This window comes from Tardiphaga sp. GW822-FHT04G09, assembly GCF_058800725.1.
In genome coordinates this window covers 23,044-45,194 of the sequence record NZ_JBXAMO010000017.1, presented here as the reverse complement: position 1 = coordinate 45,194, position 22,151 = coordinate 23,044, and the positions used below count along the sequence as shown (strand labels likewise).

The window sequence follows — 22,151 nt, the reverse complement described above, 5'->3', positions numbered from 1 at the left end:
TGCCCCATCATGTGCTAAGCGGCAATGGCTGTTTGCGCGGACCTGCCCGCCTGACATCACAACACCGAGACCATTATCGAAGGAATTTGCCATGGACGTTCGCGCCGCCGTTGCCATCAGTGCCGGAAAGCCGCTGGAGATCACCACCGTTCAGCTCGAAGGCCCGCGCGACGGCGAAGTGCTGATCGAGATCAAGGCCACCGGCATCTGCCACACCGACGAGTTCACACTGTCCGGCGCCGATCCCGAAGGTCTGTTTCCGGCGATCCTCGGCCATGAAGGCGCCGGCGTTGTCGTCGATGTCGGCCGCGGCGTCACCTCGGTGAAGAAGGGCGACCATGTCATCCCGCTCTACACACCGGAATGTCGCCAGTGCCCGTCGTGCCTGTCGCGCAAGACCAATCTCTGCACGTCCATTCGCGCCACCCAGGGCCAGGGCCTGATGCCCGACGGCACATCGCGCTTCTCGCTCGAGGGCAAGCCGATCCACCACTATATGGGCACCTCGACCTTCGCCAATTACACCGTGCTGCCTGAGATCGCGGTGGCGAAGATCCGCGAGGACGCGCCGTTCGACAAGGTCTGTTACATCGGCTGCGGCGTCACCACCGGCATCGGCGCGGTGTTCAACACGGCCAAGGTGGAGCAAGGCGCCAAGGCCATCGTGTTCGGCTTAGGAGGCATCGGCCTCAACGTGCTGCAGGGCCTGCGGCTTGCGGGCGCCGACATGATCATCGGCGTCGACATCAACAATGACCGCAAGGCCTGGGGCGAACGCTTCGGCATGACCCACTTCGTCAATCCGAAGGAGCTCGGCAAGGATCTGGTGCCGCACCTCGTCGACATGACCAAGCAGGGCGCGGACCAGATCGGCGGCGCCGACTACACCTTCGACTGCACCGGCAATGTCACCGTGATGCGCCAGGCGCTCGAAGCCTGCCATCGCGGCTGGGGCCAGTCGATCGTGATCGGCGTGGCGCCGGCCGGCGCGGAAATCTCCACGCGTCCGTTCCAGCTGGTGACGGGTCGTGTCTGGAAGGGCTCGGCCTTCGGCGGCGCCCGCGGCCGCACCGATGTGCCGAAGATCGTCGACTGGTACATGCAGGGCAAGATCCAGATCGACCCGATGATCACCCACGTAATGCCGCTGAGCGACATCAACAAGGGGTTCGATCTGATGAAGCGCGGAGAGAGTATCCGCGGGGTGGTGACGTTCTGAGCGCCATTCGCTCTCACTTTCATCGCCCGCGAAAGCGGGCGATCCCGTAGGCACCGCGGCTCGCGGGTCCCACGCCTACGTCGTGTGCTGGGTCGCCCGGTCAAGCCGGGCGACGACAATTCGGGGGTAGGACGCTCCTACTCCCGGCTCATGACGTGAACCGTTCGAAGAACGGAACGAGGCGGCCGGTGAATTGCCGGTAGCCGGCTTTTACCTTGTCGCCGATGACGAGATCATTGGCGCCGTGGGCCATCATCCGAAAACCTTCGGCGGTGTCGATGAGCAGAATATTATAAGGCACATGCTCGCGCGCTTCGGGCGTTCCGGCGCGCAGCACGAGGGAGGTCGCATAGACGGTGCCATCGCCGCTCGCGCACCTGTCGTCGAGATCGGGCGACCCGCAGGCCGCGCAAAAACTGCGGCGGAAATACTGGATTGATTTGCAGGCACGGCACGACTGATAGCCGATCGCTTCAGTCCCGGTAGTCCAGTCGGCGGCAGGCTTCAGCTCGCTCATGACACGCGCTCCAGAAACATGCTGACATGGGACGACAGCACGCCGCCATCGCCATGAAGCAGCGCGACGGAGGCATCCTTGACCTGGCGGTTATCCGCCCTGCCCGTCATCTGCAGATGTGTTTCGACGAGATGCGCCATGGCGCCGCCGACGCCGCAATGGCCGTAGCTCAGCAGACCGCCATGGGTGTTGAGCGGCATCGTGCCGTGCTGGCCGAAATGGCCGGCACGCACTTGCGCCGCCGCCTCGCCGCGGCCGGCAAGACCGAGATCTTCCAGCAGCATCGCCAGAGTGATGGTGAAGCTGTCATAGACGGCGGCGTAACGGACGTCGGAGATCTCGATGCCCGTCGCCTTCTTCGCGCGCGCAATGGCAATCTCGGCACCGAGTTCGGACAATGCCGGCGCCGCGGTGATGTGCTGATGCGTATGCGCCTGCGCGGCACCGCGCACTTTGATCTTCGCCTCGCTGGTCGGCTCATAGCTGATCACGAAGGCCGCGCCGCCATCGGAGACCGGACAGCAATCGAGCAACTTCAGCGGTGTCGCGATGGTCTTCGAGGCCATCACGTCGGCGACGGTGATCGGCTCGTGAAACTGCGCACCGGGATGGGTCAGCGCATGCTTGCGCATCAGCACGGCGAATTCGGCGAGGTCTTCCTGGGTGACGCCGTATTCGTGCATGTAGCGATTGGCGACCAGACCATAATACGCGGGAATGGTCGGGCCGATCGGCACTTCATAAGTGGGATGACCAACCTGGGCCAGCGCCTGGATCGAGGCATCACGGCTCTGGCCGGTGAGACGGTTCTCGCCGCCGACCACGAGCACGTGCTTGGCGACACCGCCCTCGACCAGCTGATGCGCCAGCATGGCCATCGCCATGCCAGTGGCGCCGCCGACCTGGATCGCATGGGCGTAAGACGGCGTGATGCCGAAATGCTCCGCGAACACGGTGGCCAGCATGATATGCGGCATGGTGGTGGAATAGCCGCACAGAAAACCGTCGATGTCGCCGCGCTTGAGCCCCGCATCGGCCAGCGCGAGCTCGGCTGCGCGGCTCATCAGATCGATGGTCGATGAGCCCTCGTGTTTGCCGTAAGGGAGAAGACCGACGCCGGTGATGAAGCTCATGTCGGTTTCTCTTTGCTCTAATACGACTTTGGCAGACCAAGCGCCTTCTCGGCGATGAAGCTCAGGATCAGTTCGCGGCTGATCGGCGCAATGCGCGGGATCAGGGACTCCCGCAGATAGCGCTCCACATGATATTCCTTGGCATAGCCGAAGCCGCCATGGGTCATCACCGCCTGCTCACAGGCGTGATAACCGGCCTCGCCCGCAAGATATTTTGCGGAGTTCGCCGCGGGACCGCACGGCAATCCCTGATCATATTGCCAGCCGGCGGACAGCACCATCAGCCAGGCGGCCTCCAGTTCCATCCAGTTCTTCGCGAGGGGATGCTGGATCGCCTGGTTCTGGCCGATCGGGCGATTGAACACGTTGCGGACCTTGGCGTAGTCAGCCGCCTTCCTCAGCGCCGCCTTGCCGAGACCGACCGCTTCGGCGGCGATCAGGATGCGCTCGGGATTCATGCCGTGCAGGATATATTCGAAGCCACGCCCCTCCTCGCCGATGCGATCTTCGACCGGGATCTCGAAATCGGCAATGAACAGCTCGTTGGAGTCCACCGCCTTGCGGCCGAGCTTCTCGATCTCGTGCACGGCGATCTTGGAGCGATCGAAGTCCGTATAGAACAGGCTGAGCCCATGTGTCGGGCTCTTGACGTCTTCCAGCGGCGTGGTGCGCGCCAGCAGCAGGATCTTTTCGGCGACCTGCGCGGTGGAGATCCAGACCTTCTGGCCGTTGACCACATAACGATCGCCCTTACGCACGGCGCGGGTCTTGAGCTGCGTGGTGTTCAGGCCGGTATTGGGTTCGGTCACTGCGAAGCAGGATTTCTCCGTGCCGTTGACGATGGGCGGCAGCATGCGCGCGCACTGTTCGGGTGTGCCGAACACCACCACCGGATTGAGGCCGAACACATTCATATGGACGGCGGAAGCGCCCGACATGCCGGCGCCGGATTCCGAAATCGCCCGCATCATGATCGCCGCCTCGGTGATCCCCAATCCCGAGCCACCATATTCCTCGGGGATGCAGATGCCGAGCCAGCCGGCATCGGCCATCGCCTTGTGGAAGTCGATGGGGAAGCCGCCCTCCTTGTCCTTCTTCAGCCAGTAGGCATCGTCGAAACGCGCGCAGATTTTCTCGATGGCGTCGCGGATGGATTCCTGGTTGGCGTCGAGGGCGAAATCCATGCGTTATAGCTCCGACGTATCTGGGATAGCGGCCTGTCGGAGCACGCCGTCCTTGTGCATTTTCTCGATCTGCTCGGCCGTATAGCCGACCTCGGCCAGCACCTCGGCATTCTGTTCGCCGAGATGCGAGGCGAGACGCGAGAGATCCACCGGCGTCTTCGACCAGGTCGCGGCGACCTTCATGTTGCGAACCGCGCCTTCGGTCGGATGCTCAACCTGCTGGAAGAAGTCCGTCGCCACCATGTGCGGGTCCTCCATCATGCTGTCCAGCGTGTGCATCGGCGCCGACGGCACGTCGGCCTCGTCGAGTAGTTTGGCCCATTCCGCGGTCGTGCGCGTAAGGAAGATGCGCGAGAGCTCGGCATTCACCGTGTCGATATGCTGAATGCGCTGCGGGAACGTCGCGAAGCGCGGATCGTCGAACAGTTCCTCGCGGCCGACATGCTTGAGAAAGCTCTTCCACTGCTTGTCGTTATAGACCATGGCGCAGATATAGCCGTCGGAGGTCTGATACGGCCGGCGGTCCGGCGACAGATGCCGTCCATAGCCGCCCTTGTCGAGCGGCGGATCGAAAGTGAGGCCGCCCATGTGATCGCCCATCATGAAGCCCGCCATGGTCTCGAACATCGGGATATCGACGCGCTGGCCCTCGCCGGTCTTGTCACGATGGATGACGCTGGCGAGGATCGCACCGAGCGCATTGAGACCGACGATGCGATCGACCAGCGCGTTCGGCACATAGCGCGGCACGCCGTCGGGGCTGATCCGTGCATTCAAGGCCGCCAGCGCGGTGGCGCCCTGGATCAGATCGTCATAAGCGGGCTTGGCGGCATAGGGGCCGGCCTGGCTGAAGCCGAACACGCCGGCATAGATCAGGCGCGGATTGATCTTCGACACCACGTCGTAGCCGAGATTGAGCCGGACCATCGCGGCCGGGCGAACATTGTAGACCAGCACATCGGCACTCGCGACCAGCTTCAGCAGCGCCTCGCGGCCCTCTTCCTGCTTGAGGTCGATGCAGACGCAGCGCTTGTTGCGGTTGGTGTTGAGGAAAATCGGCCCCATGCCGGGATTGCGCATCGGCCCGATCGCGCGGACTACGTCGCCATCGGGGGACTCCACCTTGATGACATCGGCGCCGTAGTCACCCAGCGTCTGGGTGCAGTATGGCCCCATCATCACCGAGGTCATATCGATGATCCTGATCCCGTGCAGCGGTCCCGCCAAAATCGTTTGCTCCCAAAAGCGTGTGATCAGGTGCCAGTAGCGCCCCTGTTGGCTTCGTCTTAGCGGGAGCGGCTTTGCGGACGCAAGGGCGCCAGACGCGGGGCCGTATGCGCGGGAAGCCGGCACGCGTCAAAGTGGCAGCGTGTGCGGCCGGTAGGATAGGTAGAGCGTCTTCGCGAAACCCATCGCCTCCATGCCGCGGATTGATGGGTTTCGCTGCGGCGCGGTGCGCCCGCGCTCTACCCGTCCTACGACCGGTGCTTCATCATCTCCCGCAACTCGGTCTTCAGCACCTTGCCGTAATTGTTCTTCGGCAGCGCATCGAGATAGACGTAGCGCTTCGGGCGCTTGAAGCGGGCGATATTGGCGAGGCAATGGGCGTCCAGCGCAGCATCATCTGCGGACGCGCCGGGCTCCAGCACCACACAGGCCACCACCACCTCGCCCCAGTCCGGATCGGGCACGCCGATGGCTGAGACTTCCCGCACGGCGGGATGTGTCAGCAGCGCCTCCTCGACTTCGCGCGGATAGATATTGGTACCGCCGGAAATGATGACGTCCTTGGAACGGTCAGACAAAGTGAGGAAGCCGTCTTCGTCGAGCCGCCCGACGTCACCGGTCCGCAGCCAGCCGTCCTTCAGCGTCTCGCTGTTGGCCTTGTCGTTGTTCCAGTAGCCAAGCATCACAGCCGGCCCCTTGGCCTCGACCTCCCCGGTCTCGCCCGTCGGCAACGGCTTGCCGTCGGCATCCGTGATGCGCACTTCCATCACGCTCTGTGCCGATCCGACCGAGGCCAGCCGATCCAGGTAGCGGGGATGATCCACATCCGCGTGAAACCCGCGCGGCAGTGAGGTGATCGTCATGGGCGATTCACCCTGGCCATAGATCTGCACGAAGCGCTGGCCCATGGTGGCGATGGCGTCGCGGATATCGGCCAGATACATCGGCCCGCCGCCATAGACGATGGTGCGCAGCCCCTCGCCGGTCTCGCCGCGCTTTTTCGCCGCATCGACCAGACGGCGCACCATGGTCGGTGCGGCGAACATGGCGACATCGCCGAGCTGCTTGCCGAGATCGAGCACTTCGTCCGGCTCAAAGCTCTGGCTCTCCGGCACCACATGGCGCGCGGCCATGCGGATATGGATGAAATTGTAGAGGCCGGCGCCGTGCGAGATCGGCGCGGCATAGAGGACGGCATCGCGTTGATGCACCTGATCGACATCGGCGAGATAGCACATCGACATGGCGACCAGATTGCCATGGCTGAGCATCACGCCCTTTGGCCGCCCGGTGGTGCCGGATGTATAGAACAGCCAGGCGAGATCGTTGTCTTCGCGCGACAGCGGCACCTGTGACGTCGGTTCGCCATGCTGCAATTCGTGAAACGTCTCGCTGTCGATCGACAGCATCTGCATGCCGGTCGGCAGGTCTTCCTCGACCTGAACAAGCGCACCACGGCTGTCGTCGTCGACAAAGGCCAGCCTCGCGCCGGCATTGTCGCAGATCCATGCCGCTTCGCGGCCATGCAGCTTGGCATTGATGGGGATCACGACGGCGCCGATCCACCACACCGCATAGAGGCATTCGAGATATTGCGTGCAGTTCGACGCGAACAGCGCGACGCGGTCGCCGGGCTGAATGCCGTAGTCCCGCACGAGGCCCGCGCCGATAGCCGCGGCACGGCGCGCGAATGTGGCGTAGTCGGCCTGGACCGTGGTACCCGTCAGCAGCGCCGGCGCCTGCGGATGCAGACGCGCCGACGATGCCAGCCATTGTGCGACATTCATGGCGTCCGCCCGCGCGTTACTTCGCCGGCTCGAGGATCGAGACGTAATTCGCCACCGCGGCGCCGCCCATGTTGAAGATACCGGCGAGTTTTGCATTTTTGATCTGCATGCCCTCGGGCGCCTGATCCAGCAATTGCATCGCGCTCAGCACATGCATGGAGACGCCGGTGGCGCCGATCGGATGGCCCTTCGCCTTGAGGCCGCCGGACGGATTGACCGGCAGCTTGCCGTCCTTCTGGGTCCAGCCTTCCTTGATGGCCCGTGCGCCCTGCCCGCGTGGTGTCAGGCCCATGGCTTCGTATTCGATCAGTTCGGCGACGGTGAAGCAGTCATGGGTTTCGACGAAAGAAAGGTCGCCGATCTCGACGCCCGCAGTCTTCAGCGCCTTTTGCCACGCCACGGTGCAGCCCTCGAATTGAAGGATGTCGCGCTTCGACATCGGCAGGAAATCCTGCGCATGGCCGGTAGCCTTGATGTTGACCGCCTTGCCCATGGTCTTGGCGGTCTCGGAATCCGTCAGCACCAGCGCCGCAGCGCCGTCCGACACCAGCGAGCAGTCAGTGCGCTTCAAGGGGCCGGCGACGAACGGGTTCTTGTCGCTTTCGGAGCGACAGAATTCGAAGCCGACATCCTTGCGCATCTGCGCATAGGGATTGTGGACGCCATTGGCGTGGTTCTTGGCAGCAATCATGGCCAGCGCATCGGACTGGTCGCCGTATTTCTGGAAGTATTTTTGCGCGATGCCGCCGAACACGCCGGCGAAGCCTGCGGGCGTCTCGCCGTCTTCCGGCAAGTAAGACGCACGCAGCAGGTTCTTGCCGATCTCCGGCCCCGGCGTGCGGGTCATCTGCTCGACGCCCACCACGAGCACGATCTTGGCGGCGCCAGCGGCAATCGACTTGATGCCCTGATGCACGGCGGCAGAACCGGTGGCGCAGGCATTCTCGACGCGGGTGGCTGGCTTGAAGCGCAAAGCCGGATCGGCCTGCAGCACCAGCGAGGCCGTGAAGTCCTGCGGCGAGAAGCCCGCGTTGAAATGGCCGAGCACGATTTCATCGACATCACTGGCGGAAATGCCGGCATCCGCCATGGCCTCGGTCGCGACCCGGACCACCATGCTCTCGACGGTCTCGGCGTCGAATTTTCCGAAGGGCATGTGAGCCCATCCAACGATGCTGGCAGTCATGGTCGTCTCCCTGATCGATTTCAAATATTGCGCCCGTTATAGCCCGGCTTCAGCGCGCTTGCAGGGTTTTCATGGTGCGCGCGCACATGGCCGTTATGCCCGCCCAGTCGCCGGAACGTATCATTGACGACGGACAGATCCAGGATCCGCCGACCGCCAGAACCATCGGCTCGCTGAGCCAACTCGCCGCATTGGCCTCGCCGATCCCACCCGTGGGGCAGAATTTCACGTCGGGAAACGGCCCTGCCCAGGCACGCAACATCGCCATGCCGCCGGCCTGTTCCGCCGGAAAGAACTTGAGCGTGTCGAGGCCACGTTCGCGCGCCTGCATCAGTTCCGACGCGGTGGCGACGCCCGGCAGTAACGGCAGATCGCTTGACGCTGCGACATCCAGCAATTCACGCGTCGCGCCGGGACTGACCGTGAAGCGCGCGCCAATGGCATAGGCCGTCTGGAAATCCCCCGGTGATAACACCGTGCCGATCCCGACAATGGCCTCAGGCACTTCGGCGATGACGGCCTTCGCCGCCTCCACTGCGGCCTCGGTGCGCAAGGTGATCTCCAGCGTGCGGATACCGCCGGCGACTAACGCCCGCGCCAGCGGTACGGCGTCGGAGACACGTTCGATCGTGAGCACGGGAACGACGAACGCTGCCTTCAGCAGCTTTCGCAGGAGATCCTGACGCTGACCGATATCAAGAGGCTTGTTCATGCGAATGGTCCTCTCATGAGGGTGTATCCAACACGATCATATCGGGCATGGCGTCGCGCGGGATGATCGCGCCGGGATGGCAAACGACCGTCCCGGCGAGATAGTGACCAGCCCTTGCGGCAGCGACAGGCTGAGCGCCGGTCAGACGTGCGTAGAGATAAGCAGCGGCAAAACTGTCGCCGGCCGCCGTGGTATCGACCACCGCGCCACTGACCGGCTCTGCCTCGACGCGCTGCGGCTGGCCGTTATGCCGTATGATGCTCGCGGGGCTATCGCGCTTGAGCACCACTTCCTCCGCTTCAATACGCGACAGCAGTTCGTCCTCGGCCTCGCCAGGATAGAGCGGCAACAAGTCCTCGACCGAGGCCAGCACGATGTCTGACGCCGCAAAGGCCTTCTGGAACGCGTTACGCGCCAGATCGAGATCGGGCCAGCCACGGGCGCGGAAATTGGTATCGAAGGCGATACGGACGCCTGCACCGCGCGCATGTTGAAGTGCCGCAATCAGGCGGTCGCGGCCGGCGATGTCGAACAGCGACAGCGTGATGGCCGAGAGATAGATCAAATCATAATCCGCAAGCGATACCAGCAGCGCGTCGGTTTCCGGCAGGCTCATCAGGCCACGCACCGCCGAGGCATCGCGCCAGTGATAGAAGCGGCGCTCGCCTGCCCTATTGGTCTCGATCATGTAGAGGCCGGGCAACTTGCCCTTGAGCCGAACCACCTGCTTTGTACCAACGCCTTCGGACTGCCAGCCGGCGATCATCTCGTCGCTAAGCGGATCGTCGCCCAGCGCGGTAACGTAGTCGACGCTGGCACCGAGCCGTGCCAGATAGACCGCAGTGTTCAGCGTGTCACCGCCAAAGGACCGCGTCAGGTGCCCATCCGGCATCTGACGCAGCTCGATCATGCATTCGCCGATGCTGGCGATCCGCATCATGCGCCTCAGGCGACGAACTTGCCGCCGAGTTCATCCTCGATATGGATGCGGATGATGTCGTCGAAGGTCTTCTCGGCGGTGGTGAAGCCGAGCTTCAGCGCGCGCGCGGTGTCGAAATCGCGCGGCCAGCCGGACACGATGCCGGTGATCACAGGGTCGGTCTCGCGCTTGATGCGGGCGACGACGCCCTTGCCCGCGACGCGCTCGAGCGCCGCGATCTGCTCACCGACGGTGACCGACATGCCGGGCATGCTGAGGTTGCGCCGCGGGCCCATCGCCTGAAGATCCATCGTGCCAGCATGGATGAGGAAGCCGACCGCCGAGCGCGGCGATGCGTGCCAGTGCCGGACATCCTCGGACACCGGCAGGATGGCTTCCTTGCCGGCCAGCGGCTCGCGGATGATGTTGGAGAAGAAACCGGAAGCGGCCTTGTTCGGTGCACCCGGCCGGACGCAGATGGTCGGCAGGCGGATACCAATGCCGTCCAGCAAACCCTTGCGGGTGTAGTCGGCGATCAGCATTTCGCAGATCGACTTCTGGGTGCCATAGGAGGTCAGCGGCGTGTGAATGAATTCGTCGCCGATCTTGTCGGGGAATGGTGCGCCGAACACCGCGATGGACGAGGTGAAGACCAGCCGCGGTTTGTAGCCGCCGCCGATAGCACGGATCGCGTCGATCAGGTAGCGGGTGCCATCGAGATTGATGCGATAGCCCTTGTCGAAATCGGCCTCCGCCTCCCCTGACACGATGGCGGCGAGGTGGAAGATCACCTCCGGCTTGTGGGCGACCAGTGGCGCAGCCGTCTTTGGGTCGGCGAAATCCGACGTCACCAGTTCGATCGGGATCGACGCGCCCGCGGGCTTTGCCGGCGCCACCACATCCTGCAGGGTCATGCGGGTGATGTCGCGATTGCCGAGACGGCCGTCGCGAACAAGTTTCTCTGTGAGCTTGCGGCCGACCATGCCCGCAGCGCCGAGGATGAGAATGTGCAAGGGACGTTCCTTTTCTTGATTAGTTTTCACTCGTCATTCCGGGGCGTGCGTCGCACTTGCGATGCGCGAACCCGGAATCCCGGAGTGGTGATGAACATGTCGGGATTCCGGGTTCGCCCGCGGCTGGCGCCGCGTTCGCCCCGGAATGACCAAGAGGTCACTCCTTCACCGCTCCCGTCATCGCCGACACATAGTGCTCGACGAAGAACGCATACAGGATCACCAGCGGCAGCGAGCCGACCAGCGCGCCGGCCATCAGCGAGCCCCATTTGTAGATGTCGCCGTCAACGAATTCGTTGACGATGGCCACCGGCACGGTCTTGTTCTGGGTCGATTGCAGGAAGGTGAGCGCGTAGATGAACTCGTTCCAGCACAGCGTGAACGAGAAGATGAAGGCCGAGATCAGGCCGGGCACCGCCAGCGGAATGATGATCTTGACCAGGATCTGCCAGCGCGAGGCGCCGTCGATCAGGGCGCATTCCTCGAGTTCGAACGGAATGGTCTTGAAATAGCCCATCAACAGCCAGGTCGAGAACGGGATCAGCAGCGTTGGATAGACCAGGATCAGCGACAGCGGGGAGTCGAACAGGCCGTAAGCCTGGATGACGGTCGCCAGCGGAATGAACAGGATCGACGGCGGCACGAGATAGGCCATGAAGATCAGCGCGCCGACCGTCTGCGCCCCGCGAAACCGCAGCCGCACGATGGCATAGGCAGCGAGCACGCTGGCGATGATCGACAGCAGCGTCGATGCCGCCGCCACATACATCGTGTTCCAGAGCCACTGCGGATAGTTGGTTTCGAACAGCAGCTTGTAGATGTGCTTGAAGGTCGGCTTGATCACCCAGAACGGATTGAACCGCTCCATGTCGATCAGCTGTTCATCAGGTTTTATCGAGGTGAGCGCCATCCAGTAGAACGGAAACAGCAGGATCACCACGATGATGAACAGCGGAATATAGAGCGTGACGACGCGCCTCGGCAGCGACTCCAGATAGGCCATACCCTCGCTGTGATCGTCCTTCTCGACGGTCGGGGCGACGGCAGTACGGTGATCTACAGCGTGGTCAGTCATTGTCAGTGCCTTGCTGCCACTTGCGGCGTTGCATGCCGAACCAGGAAATGGCGATGGCTGCCAGGAGGAACGGGATCATGGCGGTCGCGATGGCGGCGCCCTCGCCGAGCCGACCCGACAGAATGCCGCGCTGATAGCTCAGCGTCGCCATCAGATGCGTTGCATTGACGGGACCGCCGCGGGTCAGCGCCCAGATCAGCTGGAAGTCGGTAAAGGTGAACAGCACCGAGAAGGTCATGACGACCGCGATAATCGGCGTCAGCAGCGGATAGGTAATGAAACGGAAGCGCTGCCACGACGTGGCGCCGTCCAGCGTCGCCGCCTCATAGAGCGATGGTGACACGGTCTGCAGGCCGGCCAGCAGCGTGATCGCCACGAATGGCACGCCGCGCCAGATATTGGCGAAGATCACACTGGCGCGTGCCCAGTTGCTGTCACCCAGGAAATTAATGTTGTGGTCGATCAACCCCATTTTGATCAACGACCATGAAATGATCGAGAACTGCGAGTCGTAGATCCACCAGAAAGCGATGGCCGACAGTACCGTGGGCACGATGAACGGGATGAGCACGGCGGCGCGGATCAGCGCCTTGAACGGCATATGCCGGTTCAGCAACAGCGCCAGATAGAGGCCGACGGCGAATTTGATGGCCGAGGCGACGATCGTATAGAGCAGCGTATTGAATACCGAGAGCCAGAAGATGGAATCGTCGCGCAACCACTCATAGTTCTCGAGACCGACGAAGACGCCCCCGCGACCGATGCGGTCGTCTGTGAAGCTCATCCAGACGCCGAGAAACAACGGATAGGCGAGAAACAGGATCAGGAACGCCGCTGCCGGCAACATGAACCACATTGCGAGCCAGTTGCGGTTGACCCGTAGTCGGTCCCAGGCCGAGGATCTGGGGATCACTTTCCCTGCCCCCGGCATCGATGTCTGGATCGTGGTCATTGCAAGATAGCTCCAGTCGGATGTCGGCTTCGGTCTGATGTCGTGCAGTCAGTCATGCGTCACTATCCGGTTACGGCAGGATCGCTTCGCCCTCGATCTCGACACATGCGTGCGGATCGATCAGGGCGGAGACCTGAACCAGCGTCATCGCTGGAAAATGCTTGCCGAGCGTGGCGCCCCAGGCCTCGCCGACGGCGGCGCCGGATGCCTTGAAAGCGTTGATGTCGGTGACATAGGCGCGCAGCATCACGATCTGCTGGGGTTCGCCGCCCGCCGCCTTCAGCACGGTGACGAGATTCTCCATTGCGTAGCGCCACTGCGTCCCGAAGTCGGATCCCTCGGCGACCTCGCCCTGCCCGTTCTGCTTGCCGAGCTGACCGGAGATGCGGATGCTCCGCGTACCGCCGGCCACCACCGCATGCGCGAAACCGCGCGGCCGCGTCCAGCCTTCCGGGAGAATTGTCTTGTAGTCGGTCTCTGGCATTCCCATTCCCATTGTTCAGGCAGCCTTTTGCGACTCGAAAGTCACGGCTGCTCCGGAGAGATGCCGGCGCGGGTCGCTCCGCGCCGGCAGGTCGTCATCAGGCGCGGAAGATGCGCTTCGCCGCGCGCTCGGCTGACGACATCGCGGTCTTCACGTCCTCGCGGCCCGTGCAGTAATTGGCGTACATGTCGACGACCACAAAGTCGGCGATCGCCGCCGCGGCATTCTCGCTCATCTGCGCTTCGCCGGCCGGTGTCGATGCCGTCGAAGCCACGTCGCGATATGGCGTGTTCTTCGGATCGGCAGTCCAGATCGGGTTCTTCTCGAAAGCGAGCTGGAACGGCGACAGGTAACCCTGGGCCGACTCGACCCATGGATTGAACTGCTCCGGCTCCATCATGAAGGCGGTGAACGCCTTACAGGCCTGCGGGAACTTGGTGAAGGAGAAGATCAGGATCGGGAAGCCCAGATGAAGCTCGCGCCGCTTGCCGTCCAGACCGACGGGCAAATGCGCATGGTTCATGTCTTCGGCAATCGCCGGGGCTTCCTTCTTCGCGGTCACATAGACCGAGATACCGTTGGTGGTCAGATGCAGCTGGCCGGCGAGGAACGCCTTGTTGTTCGACGAGTCATTCCACGACGCTGTGCCGGGAATGAAGTTGTCATAGAGGCCCTTCACATATTCCAGCGACTTCGCGGTCTCCGGAGAATTGATCGTGACCTTGTTGCTCTTGTCGATCAGCTTGCCACCATGGGCCCAGAGCGCCCAATGCACCCAGCCATTGGCATCGCCCGAAGCGTGGCCGAGCGCCATACCGGCCGGCGTGCCGTTCTTGTTCATGCCCTTCACGAGATCGGAGAAGCCGGCGAGATCGTTCGGGAACGTCTTGTGCCCGGCTTTTTCGGCCGCGGCGACGCGGTAGTTCACGAGGCCACCGGTGGCAGCAACCGGAACGCCGATCCACTTGCCATTATACATGCCGTATTGCTTGCCGGACTCGGCCCAGCCGCCATTCTTCTTGCCGAGATAGTCGGCAACGTCGGTGACGTCCATGCACTTCGTCGGGAACAGGAACGGCAGCGAGTACAGACCCCAGACCATGTCGAGGCCCTGCCCGGTATTCGCGGCAACCGAAGCCTTGGGCTGAATGTCGTCATAGGATTCGTTGGAGACGGTGATGGTGACGCCGGTCGCCTTCTGGAAGGCGTCGACGATCTTCATGAAGGCCACGTCTTCGGCTTCGACGAAGCGTTTCCAGCGCAGCAGATTGATCTTGGCGCCAGCTTCCGGCTTCCACTGTGAGGTCTGCGCCCAGGCTTTGGCGTAGCCCAGCAACTGATCCGCGGACATGGTCGCCGCGGCAGCCAGCGTGATCGCCCCGCCCTTGAGCAGAGATCGGCGATCCGGTGTAAATCCAGTCATCTTTCGTCTTCTCCCTGTGATATTGGTTCGTTGATCGACCAATGTTTTGAAATTGATGGGTGCAAGGCGCGTCAGTTGACGCGCTTGCCGGTCTCCTTGTCGAACAGATGCGCCGAATTCGCGCGCGGCCTGAGATGAATCCTGTCACCCGGCGCCACCGGACGACGATCACGGAAGATCGCGATGATATCCTGGGTGCCGATGCGTGCGACGACCTGAGTCTCCGACCCCATCGGCTCGACCACCACGACCTCGGCCTCGATGCCGTCATCAGCAAATTCGAGATGTTCGGGCCGAATACCGTAGGTCACCGACTTGTCGTTCGCCGTTGCGGGCGCCGCCGTGATCGGCAGCTTCGCGCCGTTGGCGGTCTCGACCCATGGCTGGCCACCGTTCACCTTCAGCGTGCCTTCGAGAAAATTCATCGCGGGCGATCCGATGAAGCCTGCAACGAACTTGTTTTCGGGGTGATCGTAGAGTTCCAATGGCGCGCCCATCTGCTCGACGATGCCATCCTGCATCACCACGATCTTGTCTGCCATGGTCATGGCCTCGATCTGGTCATGCGTCACATAGACCGTCGTCGTCTTCAGGCGCTGATGCAGTTCCTTGATCTCGGCCCGCATGGCGACGCGCAGCTTGGCATCGAGATTCGACAGCGGCTCATCGAACAGGAAGACCTGCGGATCGCGCACGATGGCGCGGCCCATGGCGACGCGCTGGCGCTGACCACCCGACAACTGCCGGGGAAAGCGATCGAGCAAGCGCCTCAAATCAAGAATATCGGCGGCGCGATTGACCTTCTGATCGATCTCGCTTTTGTCGGCACCGCGCAGCTTGAGCGAAAAGCCCATATTCTGGGCAACCGTCATATGCGGATAAAGCGCATAGTTCTGGAACACCATGGCGATGTCGCGCTCTTTCGGCTGGACATCATTGACCACGCGGTCGCCGATCGAGATCGTGCCGGAGGTGATTTTCTCCAGTCCCGCAAGCATTCTCAGCAATGTGGACTTTCCGCAGCCGGATGGCCCCACCAGCACGACGAATTGCCCATCCTCGATGGGGACAGATACGCCGTGAAGAACCTCAAAACCGCCAAAAGACTTACGAACGTCGTGAATCTGCACGGACGCCATACATTTCCCTCCCAAATGTCTCATCTTTAGAGACTGCGTCCTCCGATTGCCGGGGCCGCATGTTCTTACTTGTCTGACATCCTACCAGATTTTCTGGCGGCTTGTCGTTGGATCATAGTCGTAGAAAAATGTTGCCGATGCAAACGTTGCGAAGCATCCGGCGGCGTGCAAACATTCGTGACCAATCAAAAGAGACGACGCACCATTCAAAAAGTGTGCGCTGCGGGAGAAATGATGACCAAGCCGAATTCGGGGACCACCAAGCGCAAACTTCGTTCGAGCGAATGGTTCAACGATCCCCACAATCCCGGAATGACCGCACTCTATCTTGAGCGCTATCTGAACTACGGCCTGACGCGTCACGAATTGCAGTCCGGCAAGCCGATCATCGGCATTGCGCAGACCGGCAACGACCTGTCGCCCTGCAATCGCCATCATCTCGAACTCGCCAAACGCGTGCGCGAAGGCATTACCGCCGCGGGCGGTCTGGTGATGGAGTTTCCGGTCCATCCAATACAGGAGACCGGCAAGCGGCCGACTGCGGCGCTTGATCGCAACCTCGCTTATCTCGGCCTTGTGGAAATCCTGTTCGGCTATCCGCTCGACGGGGTCGTGCTGACAACCGGCTGTGACAAAACCACGCCGGCGTGTTTGATGGCGGCGGCGACAGTCAATCTCCCCGCGATCGTGTTGTCCGGCGGACCGATGCTGAACGGCTGGCACGAAGGCCAGCGCACGGGCTCCGGCACCGTGGTCTGGAAATCACGCGAGCGGCTGGCCGCCGGCGAGATCGACTACGAAGAATTCATGACGCTGGTCGCGTCATCCGCTCCATCGGTCGGGCATTGCAACACCATGGGCACCGCGTCGACGATGAATTCGCTGGCCGAAGCATTGGGCATGTCCCTGCCCGGCTGCGCGGCGATTCCGGCGCCCTATCGCGAGCGCGGCCAGATTGCCTATGAGACAGGCAGCCGCATCGTCGACATGGTGTGGGAGGACCTCAAGCCGTCGGACATCCTGACACGCAAGGCCTTCGAGAACTGCATCGTGGTCAATTCCGCCATTGGCGGCTCGACCAACGCGCCGATTCATATTAACGCGCTGGCGCGCCACATCGGCGTCGAGCTCGACATCGACGACTGGCAGAAATTCGGCCACGACGTCCCGCTGCTGGTGAACATGCAGCCGGCCGGCTTCTATCTCGGCGAGGAATATCACCGCGCCGGCGGCGTACCGTCGGTGGTGCGCGAGCTGATGAAGCACAAGCGCATCCACGAGGATGTAATCACCGTGAACGGCAAGACCATGGGCGAGAACTGCGCCAGGTCGCCAGTGCCGGATAATGATGTGATCTGGTCCTACGACAAGCCGCTGATGAAGGATGCCGGCTTCCTGGTGCTCCGCGGCAACCTGTTTGACTCAGCGATCATGAAGACCTCGGTGATCTCCAAGGAATTCCGCGATCGCTATCTGATCAATCCGAAGGATCCAAATGCGTTCGAAGGCCGTGCCATCGTGTTTGAGGGGCCGGAGGACTATCACCATCGCATCGACGACGCGTCGCTCGATATCGACGAACACTGCATCCTGTTCGTGCGCGGCACCGGTCCGATCGGCTATCCCGGCGGCGCGGAAGTGGTGAACATGCAGCCACCGGCGGCACTCATCAAGCGCGGCATCCACTCACTTCCTTGCATCGGCGATGGCCGGCAATCCGGCACGTCAGGCTCGCCGTCGATCCTCAACGCGACGCCTGAAGCGGCAGCCAATGGCGGCCTGGCAATCCTGAAAACGGGCGACAAGGTCCGCATCGACCTCAACAAGGGCTCGGCGGACATCCTGATCTCCGATGAGGAACTGAAGCGACGTCGCGCCGAACTGACGGCCAATGGCGGTTTCAAATATCCGGCCAACCAGACGCCATGGCAGGAGCTTTACCGCAACACCGTCGGCCAACAGGCCACCGGCGCCTGCCTCGAACTTGCCACGCGCTATCACGATATCGCCGGCAAGGTCGGAACGGCGCGCCATAATCACTAGAGGTTGTCATTCCGGGGCGCGTGCGGCGAGCGCCGCGCGCGAATCTCAGCCACTCCAATCGAAGTGGCGGGGAATCCCGAGCTGGCCTGACTGAATAGATCGGGATTCCGGGTCTGCATCCCGGAATGACGATCTCGACAATACCCAAAACAAAGAAGTCTCAGGGAGAACTCTCATGACTGATCGCCTGAAAGGCAAACGCGCCTTCGTCACCGCCGGTGCCGTCGGCATCGGCCGCGCCTGCGCGCTGGCCTTTGCACGCGAAGGTGCGACGGTGTTCGCCACCGATATCGACGACAAGAGCGTCGCCCTGCTCACCAAGGATGGCGTGGCGGAAACCGCGCGGCTCGACGTGCGCGACACCGCCGCCGTCGAAGCGATGGCGAAGAAGGTCGGCACTGTCGACATCCTGCTCAATGCCGCCGGCTTCGTGCATCACGGCACCGTGCTGGAATGTTCCGACAGCGACTGGGACTTCTCGTTCGACCTCAACGTCAAATCCATGCACCGGACCATCAAGGCATTTCTGCCGGGCATGCTCGAGAATGGTCATGGCGCGATCGTCAACATCTCCTCCGCTGCAGGCGTCTTCAAGGCCGCCCCCAACCGCTATGTCTATGGCGCCACGAAAGCAGCCGTTGCCGCCCTCACCCGCGCGGTCGCGGCCGACTTCATCACCAAGGGCATTCGCTGCAACGCCATCTGCCCCGGCACGATCGAGACACCATCGATGCTCGACCGCGCCGCGGCCGCAGGCCCGAATGGCCGCGAGCTATTCGTGAGCCGGCAACCGATGGGCCGTCTCGGCACCGCCGAGGAAATCGCCTCCCTCGCCGTCTATCTCGCCAGCGACGAAAGCGCCTTCACCACCGGCGTGGCGCACATCATCGACGGCGGCTGGACGCTTTAGCTCTTAACCTCTCCCCGCCCTTTTGCGGGGAGAGGTCGCCGCGTCTTCGCGGTGGATGAGGGGCAATGCATGCAACTCAATGCACATGCGGAGCGCGCGGATCGAAGAGCCCCTTACCCCACCCTCTCCCCGCAAGCGCGGGGCGAGGGAGTGCACCGACAGCGCCTAGTCATTTATATAACGAAGGACACCGCATCATGAACAAGATCGATCTGAACGGCCGCTGTGCCGTGGTCACCGGCGGCGCCCAGGGCTTTGGCCGCGCGATCACCGAACGCTTCGTGGCTTCCGGTGCCAAGGTGGCGATCTGGGATCAGGACATTGACCTGGCCGTAAAAACGGCGAGCGAGATCGGCGACGAAGTGATTGCCCTCAAAGTCGACGTCACCGACGTGACTTCAATTGATGAAGCGTGCGATGCGTCGCTTCAGGAGTTCGGCAAGATCGATATCCTGGTCAACAATGCCGGCATCACCGGATTCAACAAGCCGGTGTGGGAGATCGATTACGACGACTGGCGCAAGGTGATGCGCATCAATCTCGACGGCCCGTTCCTGTGCTGCAAGGCCGTCGTCCCGGTGATGCTGAAGCAGAATTACGGCCGCATCGTCAACATCGCCTCCATCGCCGGCAAGGAAGGCAATCCGAACGCCTCGCACTATTCGGCATCGAAGGCCGGTCTGATCGCGCTGACCAAATCGCTCGGCAAGGAGCTGGCCGGCCACGAGATCAACGTCAACGCCATCACGCCTGCTGCCGCGAAGACCGCGATCTTCGACCAGATGACGGAGCAGCACATCAACTTCATGCTGTCGAAGATTCCGAAAGGACGTTTCGTGCTGGTGCAGGAACTGGCCGCGATGGCCGCCTGGCTGGCCTCGGAAGACTGCGCCTTCTCGACCGGCGCGGTGTTCGACATTTCGGGCGGACGGGCGACGTATTAACCGAGAGATTTTGGGCAGCGCCGGCAAGTGTTTTGGAGCAAATGCCGGCGGGCGGCCGGTAGATGAATTAGGTCTTCTTTTCCGTGAAACGGATGTCAACAACGTAACTCAATGTTTCATCGGCCAGCTCCGGCGGAGGTGGCGGCATGTTCTTAGCGCGATGCAGGATTGAAACTGCGGCCTCATCGTAGGCTGAATCGCCAGATCCTTCGACCACATTGGCGGACATCACCTTGCCCATCCGATCTAGTCTGAAGCCGATTTTCACCGTCAAGTTCTTGAACTTCTTGACATCAGGATAGCGTTTGTTTCTCTCCAGATAGGCGCTGAGTTGCCGCTCCCATTTTGCTGACAAGCGCTTCTTGTCGACGCCGATACCGGCCTGCTGCGCCTGCGCTTTCTCGCCAGTCTTGGAATCATCGAGTTTCTGCTGTGCGGCGGCTTCCGACGCGACGGATTCCTGCGACGCCTGCTGCTGTTTTTGCGCCTTTTCGGGTGTCTCTTCTTCCGGCTTGGTCGCCTTGCTCTCGGTCACGACCTGATCGGGTTCCTCACTCTCATGCGACGTCTCCTTGGGGAGATCGCTCTGCTTCTCGACAGCCTTCTGCTCCTGAACGGCAGGAGACGCGGTCGAGGCCTCCGAATCCGGGCCCTGCGGAAGATCGGTCGGCTCGACGTCGGGCGACACCATTTCCATTCCGACTTCGATGGCATTGGCGCCAAGGCCGTCGTCGTCGTCTTCCTGCTGCATCTCGAACACGGCCGCAGCGATGCCGCCGACATGCAGCAGCACCGCGACAAGCGCCGCAATCAGCCACAGTCGCCAGGACGACTTTCTATCGAGCTCGGACATAGCGCTTCCGTAACGTCAGGGCTTCGGCGCGTCAGGCACAGAGATCGATGCCGGCGATGCCGCCGCGGCATCCGGAACACCTTCCAGCGCAACGAGCTTGGTCTTCTGATAGCCACCGGCACGCAGCCGTTCCATCACATCGAAGAATTCGCCATAGGGCACACCGCGATCGACGCGCAGGAAGATCGGACGATCCTTGTTGCCGTCGCCCATCGCATCGAGCTGGCGCACGAGGTCGACGCGCTTGACCATGTTTTCGCCGATCGCCACAGCGAGATCCGGCTTGATGCTCACATAAGTCGGCTTGTCCGGCTTCTTCTGCGGCGTCGCCGTGGAGGATGGCAGATTGATCGGCAGGTCCACCGTCGACAGCGGCGCGGCCACCATGAAGATGATCAACAGAACCAGAATGACGTCGATGAAGGGGGTGACATTGATTTCGTGATTTTCAGCGAAATCATCATCGTCGTCGGAGCCTTCGGAAAGCGACATGCCCATGGTTATTCAGCCGCCGCGCGCGCGTGTGAACTCGAATGCGTGCGGTCGAGGTCGCGCGACAGTAGACGACCGGCGGCGCCCTGCGCACGGCCGACGATTTCCATGTAGGCTTTCGTCACGCGCGCGAAGTGATTGTAGATGATGACAGCCGGGATCGCCGCGACGAGGCCAATGGCGGTGGCCAGCAGTGCTTCGGCGATACCGGGCGCCACCACTGCAAGATTTGTGGTCTGCGACTTCGAGATGCCGATGAAGCTGTTCATGATGCCCCACACGGTGCCGAACAGTCCGACGAACGGCGACGTTGCACCGATGGTGGCGAGCACGCCCATGCCGGTGCGCACCTTGCGGCCTTCAGCGCGGACGATTTCGCCGAAACTCGACGCGGCGCGCTCCTTGATGCCTTCATCGCTCGAAATGCCGACGGACATCCGTCCTTCCCGCATCGCCGCCGCCAACAGGCGCGACAGGATCGTACCGCGCTCGCCGAGCGCCATCTGCGCTTCGGACAGCGAGCGTGCTTCACCGATCTTGCGAAGCGCGGCCTTCAGGCGACGCATGGCCCAGGTCAGTTCCATCATCTTGAAGATGCCGACCGTCCAGGTCACGATCGATGCGAAAGCCAGACCCACCATCACCGCCTTGACGATGATGTCGGCGCCCATGAACATTTTCCAGGGCGACAAATCGTGCTCGCCGGTCGCCACGATCGGTCGCGCCGCGGCCTCGGCCATCGGGCTCGCAGGAGCAGTCGAGGCAGCCGGGCTCGCCGCCGGGTTGCTCGGCTGGGCAGCTACCGGGGCCGGCGTCGCAGCGGGAGCTGGCTGAACAACCACCGGCGCCGCGGGCTTTGCAGCTTGCTGCGCAATGATTGGCGAAGCAAACGCGACCACTGCCAGCACAGCCAGCAACTTAAGAACGGTTCTAAACAAG

The 22,151-nt window shown here is 62.3% G+C and carries 21 protein-coding genes; 4 read left to right on the top strand and 17 right to left on the bottom strand.

Going from position 1 to position 22,151, the window contains the following annotated elements; translation table 11 throughout:
* The first annotated feature begins 91 nt into the window (after positions 1-91).
* Positions 92-1,219 carry an S-(hydroxymethyl)glutathione dehydrogenase/class III alcohol dehydrogenase gene (locus AC1RLZ_RS23410; RefSeq protein WP_371425292.1) on the top strand — a complete coding sequence of 376 codons (1,128 nt, stop codon included), beginning with the start codon at positions 92-94 and terminating at the stop codon, positions 1,217-1,219.
* A 148-nt stretch (positions 1,220-1,367) separates the two neighbouring features.
* On the opposite strand, the gene AC1RLZ_RS23405 is transcribed toward AC1RLZ_RS23410, so the two are convergent.
* The 14 genes from AC1RLZ_RS23405 to AC1RLZ_RS23340 form a co-directional block, all read right to left on the bottom strand.
* The gene (locus AC1RLZ_RS23405; protein WP_493190551.1) at positions 1,368-1,736 is read right to left on the bottom strand and encodes a Zn-ribbon domain-containing OB-fold protein; all 369 of its coding nucleotides are present in this window, start codon (positions 1,734-1,736) and stop codon (positions 1,368-1,370) included.
* A complete protein-coding gene (locus tag AC1RLZ_RS23400; protein ID WP_493190550.1) occupies positions 1,733-2,869 on the bottom strand; it encodes a thiolase family protein in 1,137 nt (378 codons plus the stop codon). Before AC1RLZ_RS23400 ends, AC1RLZ_RS23405 begins: the two co-directional genes overlap by 4 nt.
* 17 nt (positions 2,870-2,886) lie before the next feature.
* Positions 2,887-4,053, bottom strand: coding sequence for an acyl-CoA dehydrogenase family protein (locus AC1RLZ_RS23395; protein ID WP_493190549.1), 1,167 nt, complete (start codon positions 4,051-4,053; stop codon positions 2,887-2,889).
* Positions 4,054-4,056: 3 nt separating this feature from the next.
* Positions 4,057-5,280, bottom strand: coding sequence for a CaiB/BaiF CoA transferase family protein (locus AC1RLZ_RS23390; protein ID WP_493190548.1), 1,224 nt, complete (start codon positions 5,278-5,280; stop codon positions 4,057-4,059).
* Positions 5,281-5,528: 248 nt separating this feature from the next.
* Complete coding sequence (locus tag AC1RLZ_RS23385; protein WP_493190547.1) at positions 5,529-7,067, bottom strand: class I adenylate-forming enzyme family protein; 1,539 nt, start codon at positions 7,065-7,067, stop codon at positions 5,529-5,531.
* 16 nt (positions 7,068-7,083) lie between these two features.
* Positions 7,084-8,253 carry an acetyl-CoA acetyltransferase gene (locus AC1RLZ_RS23380; protein ID WP_493190546.1) on the bottom strand — a complete coding sequence of 390 codons (1,170 nt, stop codon included), beginning with the start codon at positions 8,251-8,253 and terminating at the stop codon, positions 7,084-7,086.
* A 49-nt stretch (positions 8,254-8,302) separates the two neighbouring features.
* The gene (eda, locus tag AC1RLZ_RS23375; RefSeq protein ID WP_493190545.1) at positions 8,303-8,965 is read right to left on the bottom strand and encodes a bifunctional 4-hydroxy-2-oxoglutarate aldolase/2-dehydro-3-deoxy-phosphogluconate aldolase; all 663 of its coding nucleotides are present in this window, start codon (positions 8,963-8,965) and stop codon (positions 8,303-8,305) included.
* Between the two features lie 13 nt (positions 8,966-8,978).
* Complete coding sequence (locus tag AC1RLZ_RS23370; protein WP_493190544.1) at positions 8,979-9,905, bottom strand: sugar kinase; 927 nt, start codon at positions 9,903-9,905, stop codon at positions 8,979-8,981.
* Positions 9,906-9,910: 5 nt separating this feature from the next.
* Positions 9,911-10,897, bottom strand: coding sequence for a D-erythronate dehydrogenase (gene denD / locus AC1RLZ_RS23365; RefSeq protein WP_493190543.1), 987 nt, complete (start codon positions 10,895-10,897; stop codon positions 9,911-9,913).
* 157 nt (positions 10,898-11,054) lie between these two features.
* On the bottom strand, positions 11,055-11,972 hold the full coding sequence (locus tag AC1RLZ_RS23360) for a carbohydrate ABC transporter permease (protein ID WP_371425312.1): 918 nt from the start codon (positions 11,970-11,972) through the stop codon (positions 11,055-11,057).
* Entirely contained in the window at positions 11,965-12,924 is a 960-nt protein-coding gene (locus AC1RLZ_RS23355; RefSeq protein ID WP_371425314.1) for a carbohydrate ABC transporter permease, read from the bottom strand. Before AC1RLZ_RS23355 ends, AC1RLZ_RS23360 begins: the two co-directional genes overlap by 8 nt.
* Before the next feature lie 70 nt (positions 12,925-12,994).
* A complete protein-coding gene (locus tag AC1RLZ_RS23350; RefSeq protein WP_493190542.1) occupies positions 12,995-13,408 on the bottom strand; it encodes a RidA family protein in 414 nt (137 codons plus the stop codon).
* Positions 13,409-13,505: 97 nt separating this feature from the next.
* A complete protein-coding gene (locus tag AC1RLZ_RS23345) occupies positions 13,506-14,831 on the bottom strand; it encodes an ABC transporter substrate-binding protein (RefSeq protein ID WP_493190541.1) in 1,326 nt (441 codons plus the stop codon).
* Between the two features lie 71 nt (positions 14,832-14,902).
* On the bottom strand, positions 14,903-15,970 hold the full coding sequence (locus AC1RLZ_RS23340; protein WP_371425320.1) for an ABC transporter ATP-binding protein: 1,068 nt from the start codon (positions 15,968-15,970) through the stop codon (positions 14,903-14,905).
* Positions 15,971-16,204: 234 nt separating this feature from the next.
* On the opposite strand from AC1RLZ_RS23340, the gene AC1RLZ_RS23335 reads away from it, so the two are divergent.
* The 3 genes from AC1RLZ_RS23335 to AC1RLZ_RS23325 all read left to right on the top strand — a co-directional run bounded on the left by AC1RLZ_RS23335 (position 16,205) and on the right by AC1RLZ_RS23325 (position 19,867).
* Positions 16,205-18,013: an IlvD/Edd family dehydratase gene (locus tag AC1RLZ_RS23335; RefSeq protein ID WP_493190540.1), complete on the top strand. Its 1,809-nt coding sequence runs from the start codon at positions 16,205-16,207 to the stop codon at positions 18,011-18,013.
* Between the two features lie 175 nt (positions 18,014-18,188).
* On the top strand, positions 18,189-18,923 hold the full coding sequence (locus AC1RLZ_RS23330; RefSeq protein WP_493190539.1) for an SDR family oxidoreductase: 735 nt from the start codon (positions 18,189-18,191) through the stop codon (positions 18,921-18,923).
* A gap of 197 nt (positions 18,924-19,120) precedes the next feature.
* Entirely contained in the window at positions 19,121-19,867 is a 747-nt protein-coding gene (locus tag AC1RLZ_RS23325) for an SDR family NAD(P)-dependent oxidoreductase (RefSeq protein ID WP_493190538.1), read from the top strand.
* Positions 19,868-19,934: 67 nt separating this feature from the next.
* Here AC1RLZ_RS23325 and AC1RLZ_RS23320 read toward each other — a convergent pair whose 3' ends face one another.
* The 3 genes from AC1RLZ_RS23320 to exbB are packed head-to-tail and all read right to left on the bottom strand — an operon-like array spanning position 19,935 to position 22,150.
* Positions 19,935-20,720: a TonB family protein gene (locus AC1RLZ_RS23320; protein WP_493190537.1), complete on the bottom strand. Its 786-nt coding sequence runs from the start codon at positions 20,718-20,720 to the stop codon at positions 19,935-19,937.
* 15 nt (positions 20,721-20,735) lie between these two features.
* Complete coding sequence (gene exbD, locus AC1RLZ_RS23315; RefSeq protein ID WP_493190536.1) at positions 20,736-21,218, bottom strand: TonB system transport protein ExbD; 483 nt, start codon at positions 21,216-21,218, stop codon at positions 20,736-20,738.
* A 2-nt stretch (positions 21,219-21,220) separates the two neighbouring features.
* Positions 21,221-22,150, bottom strand: a complete 930-nt coding sequence (exbB, locus tag AC1RLZ_RS23310) for a tonB-system energizer ExbB (protein ID WP_493190535.1) — start codon at positions 22,148-22,150, stop codon at positions 21,221-21,223.
* Between the last annotated feature and the right edge of the window lies 1 nt (position 22,151).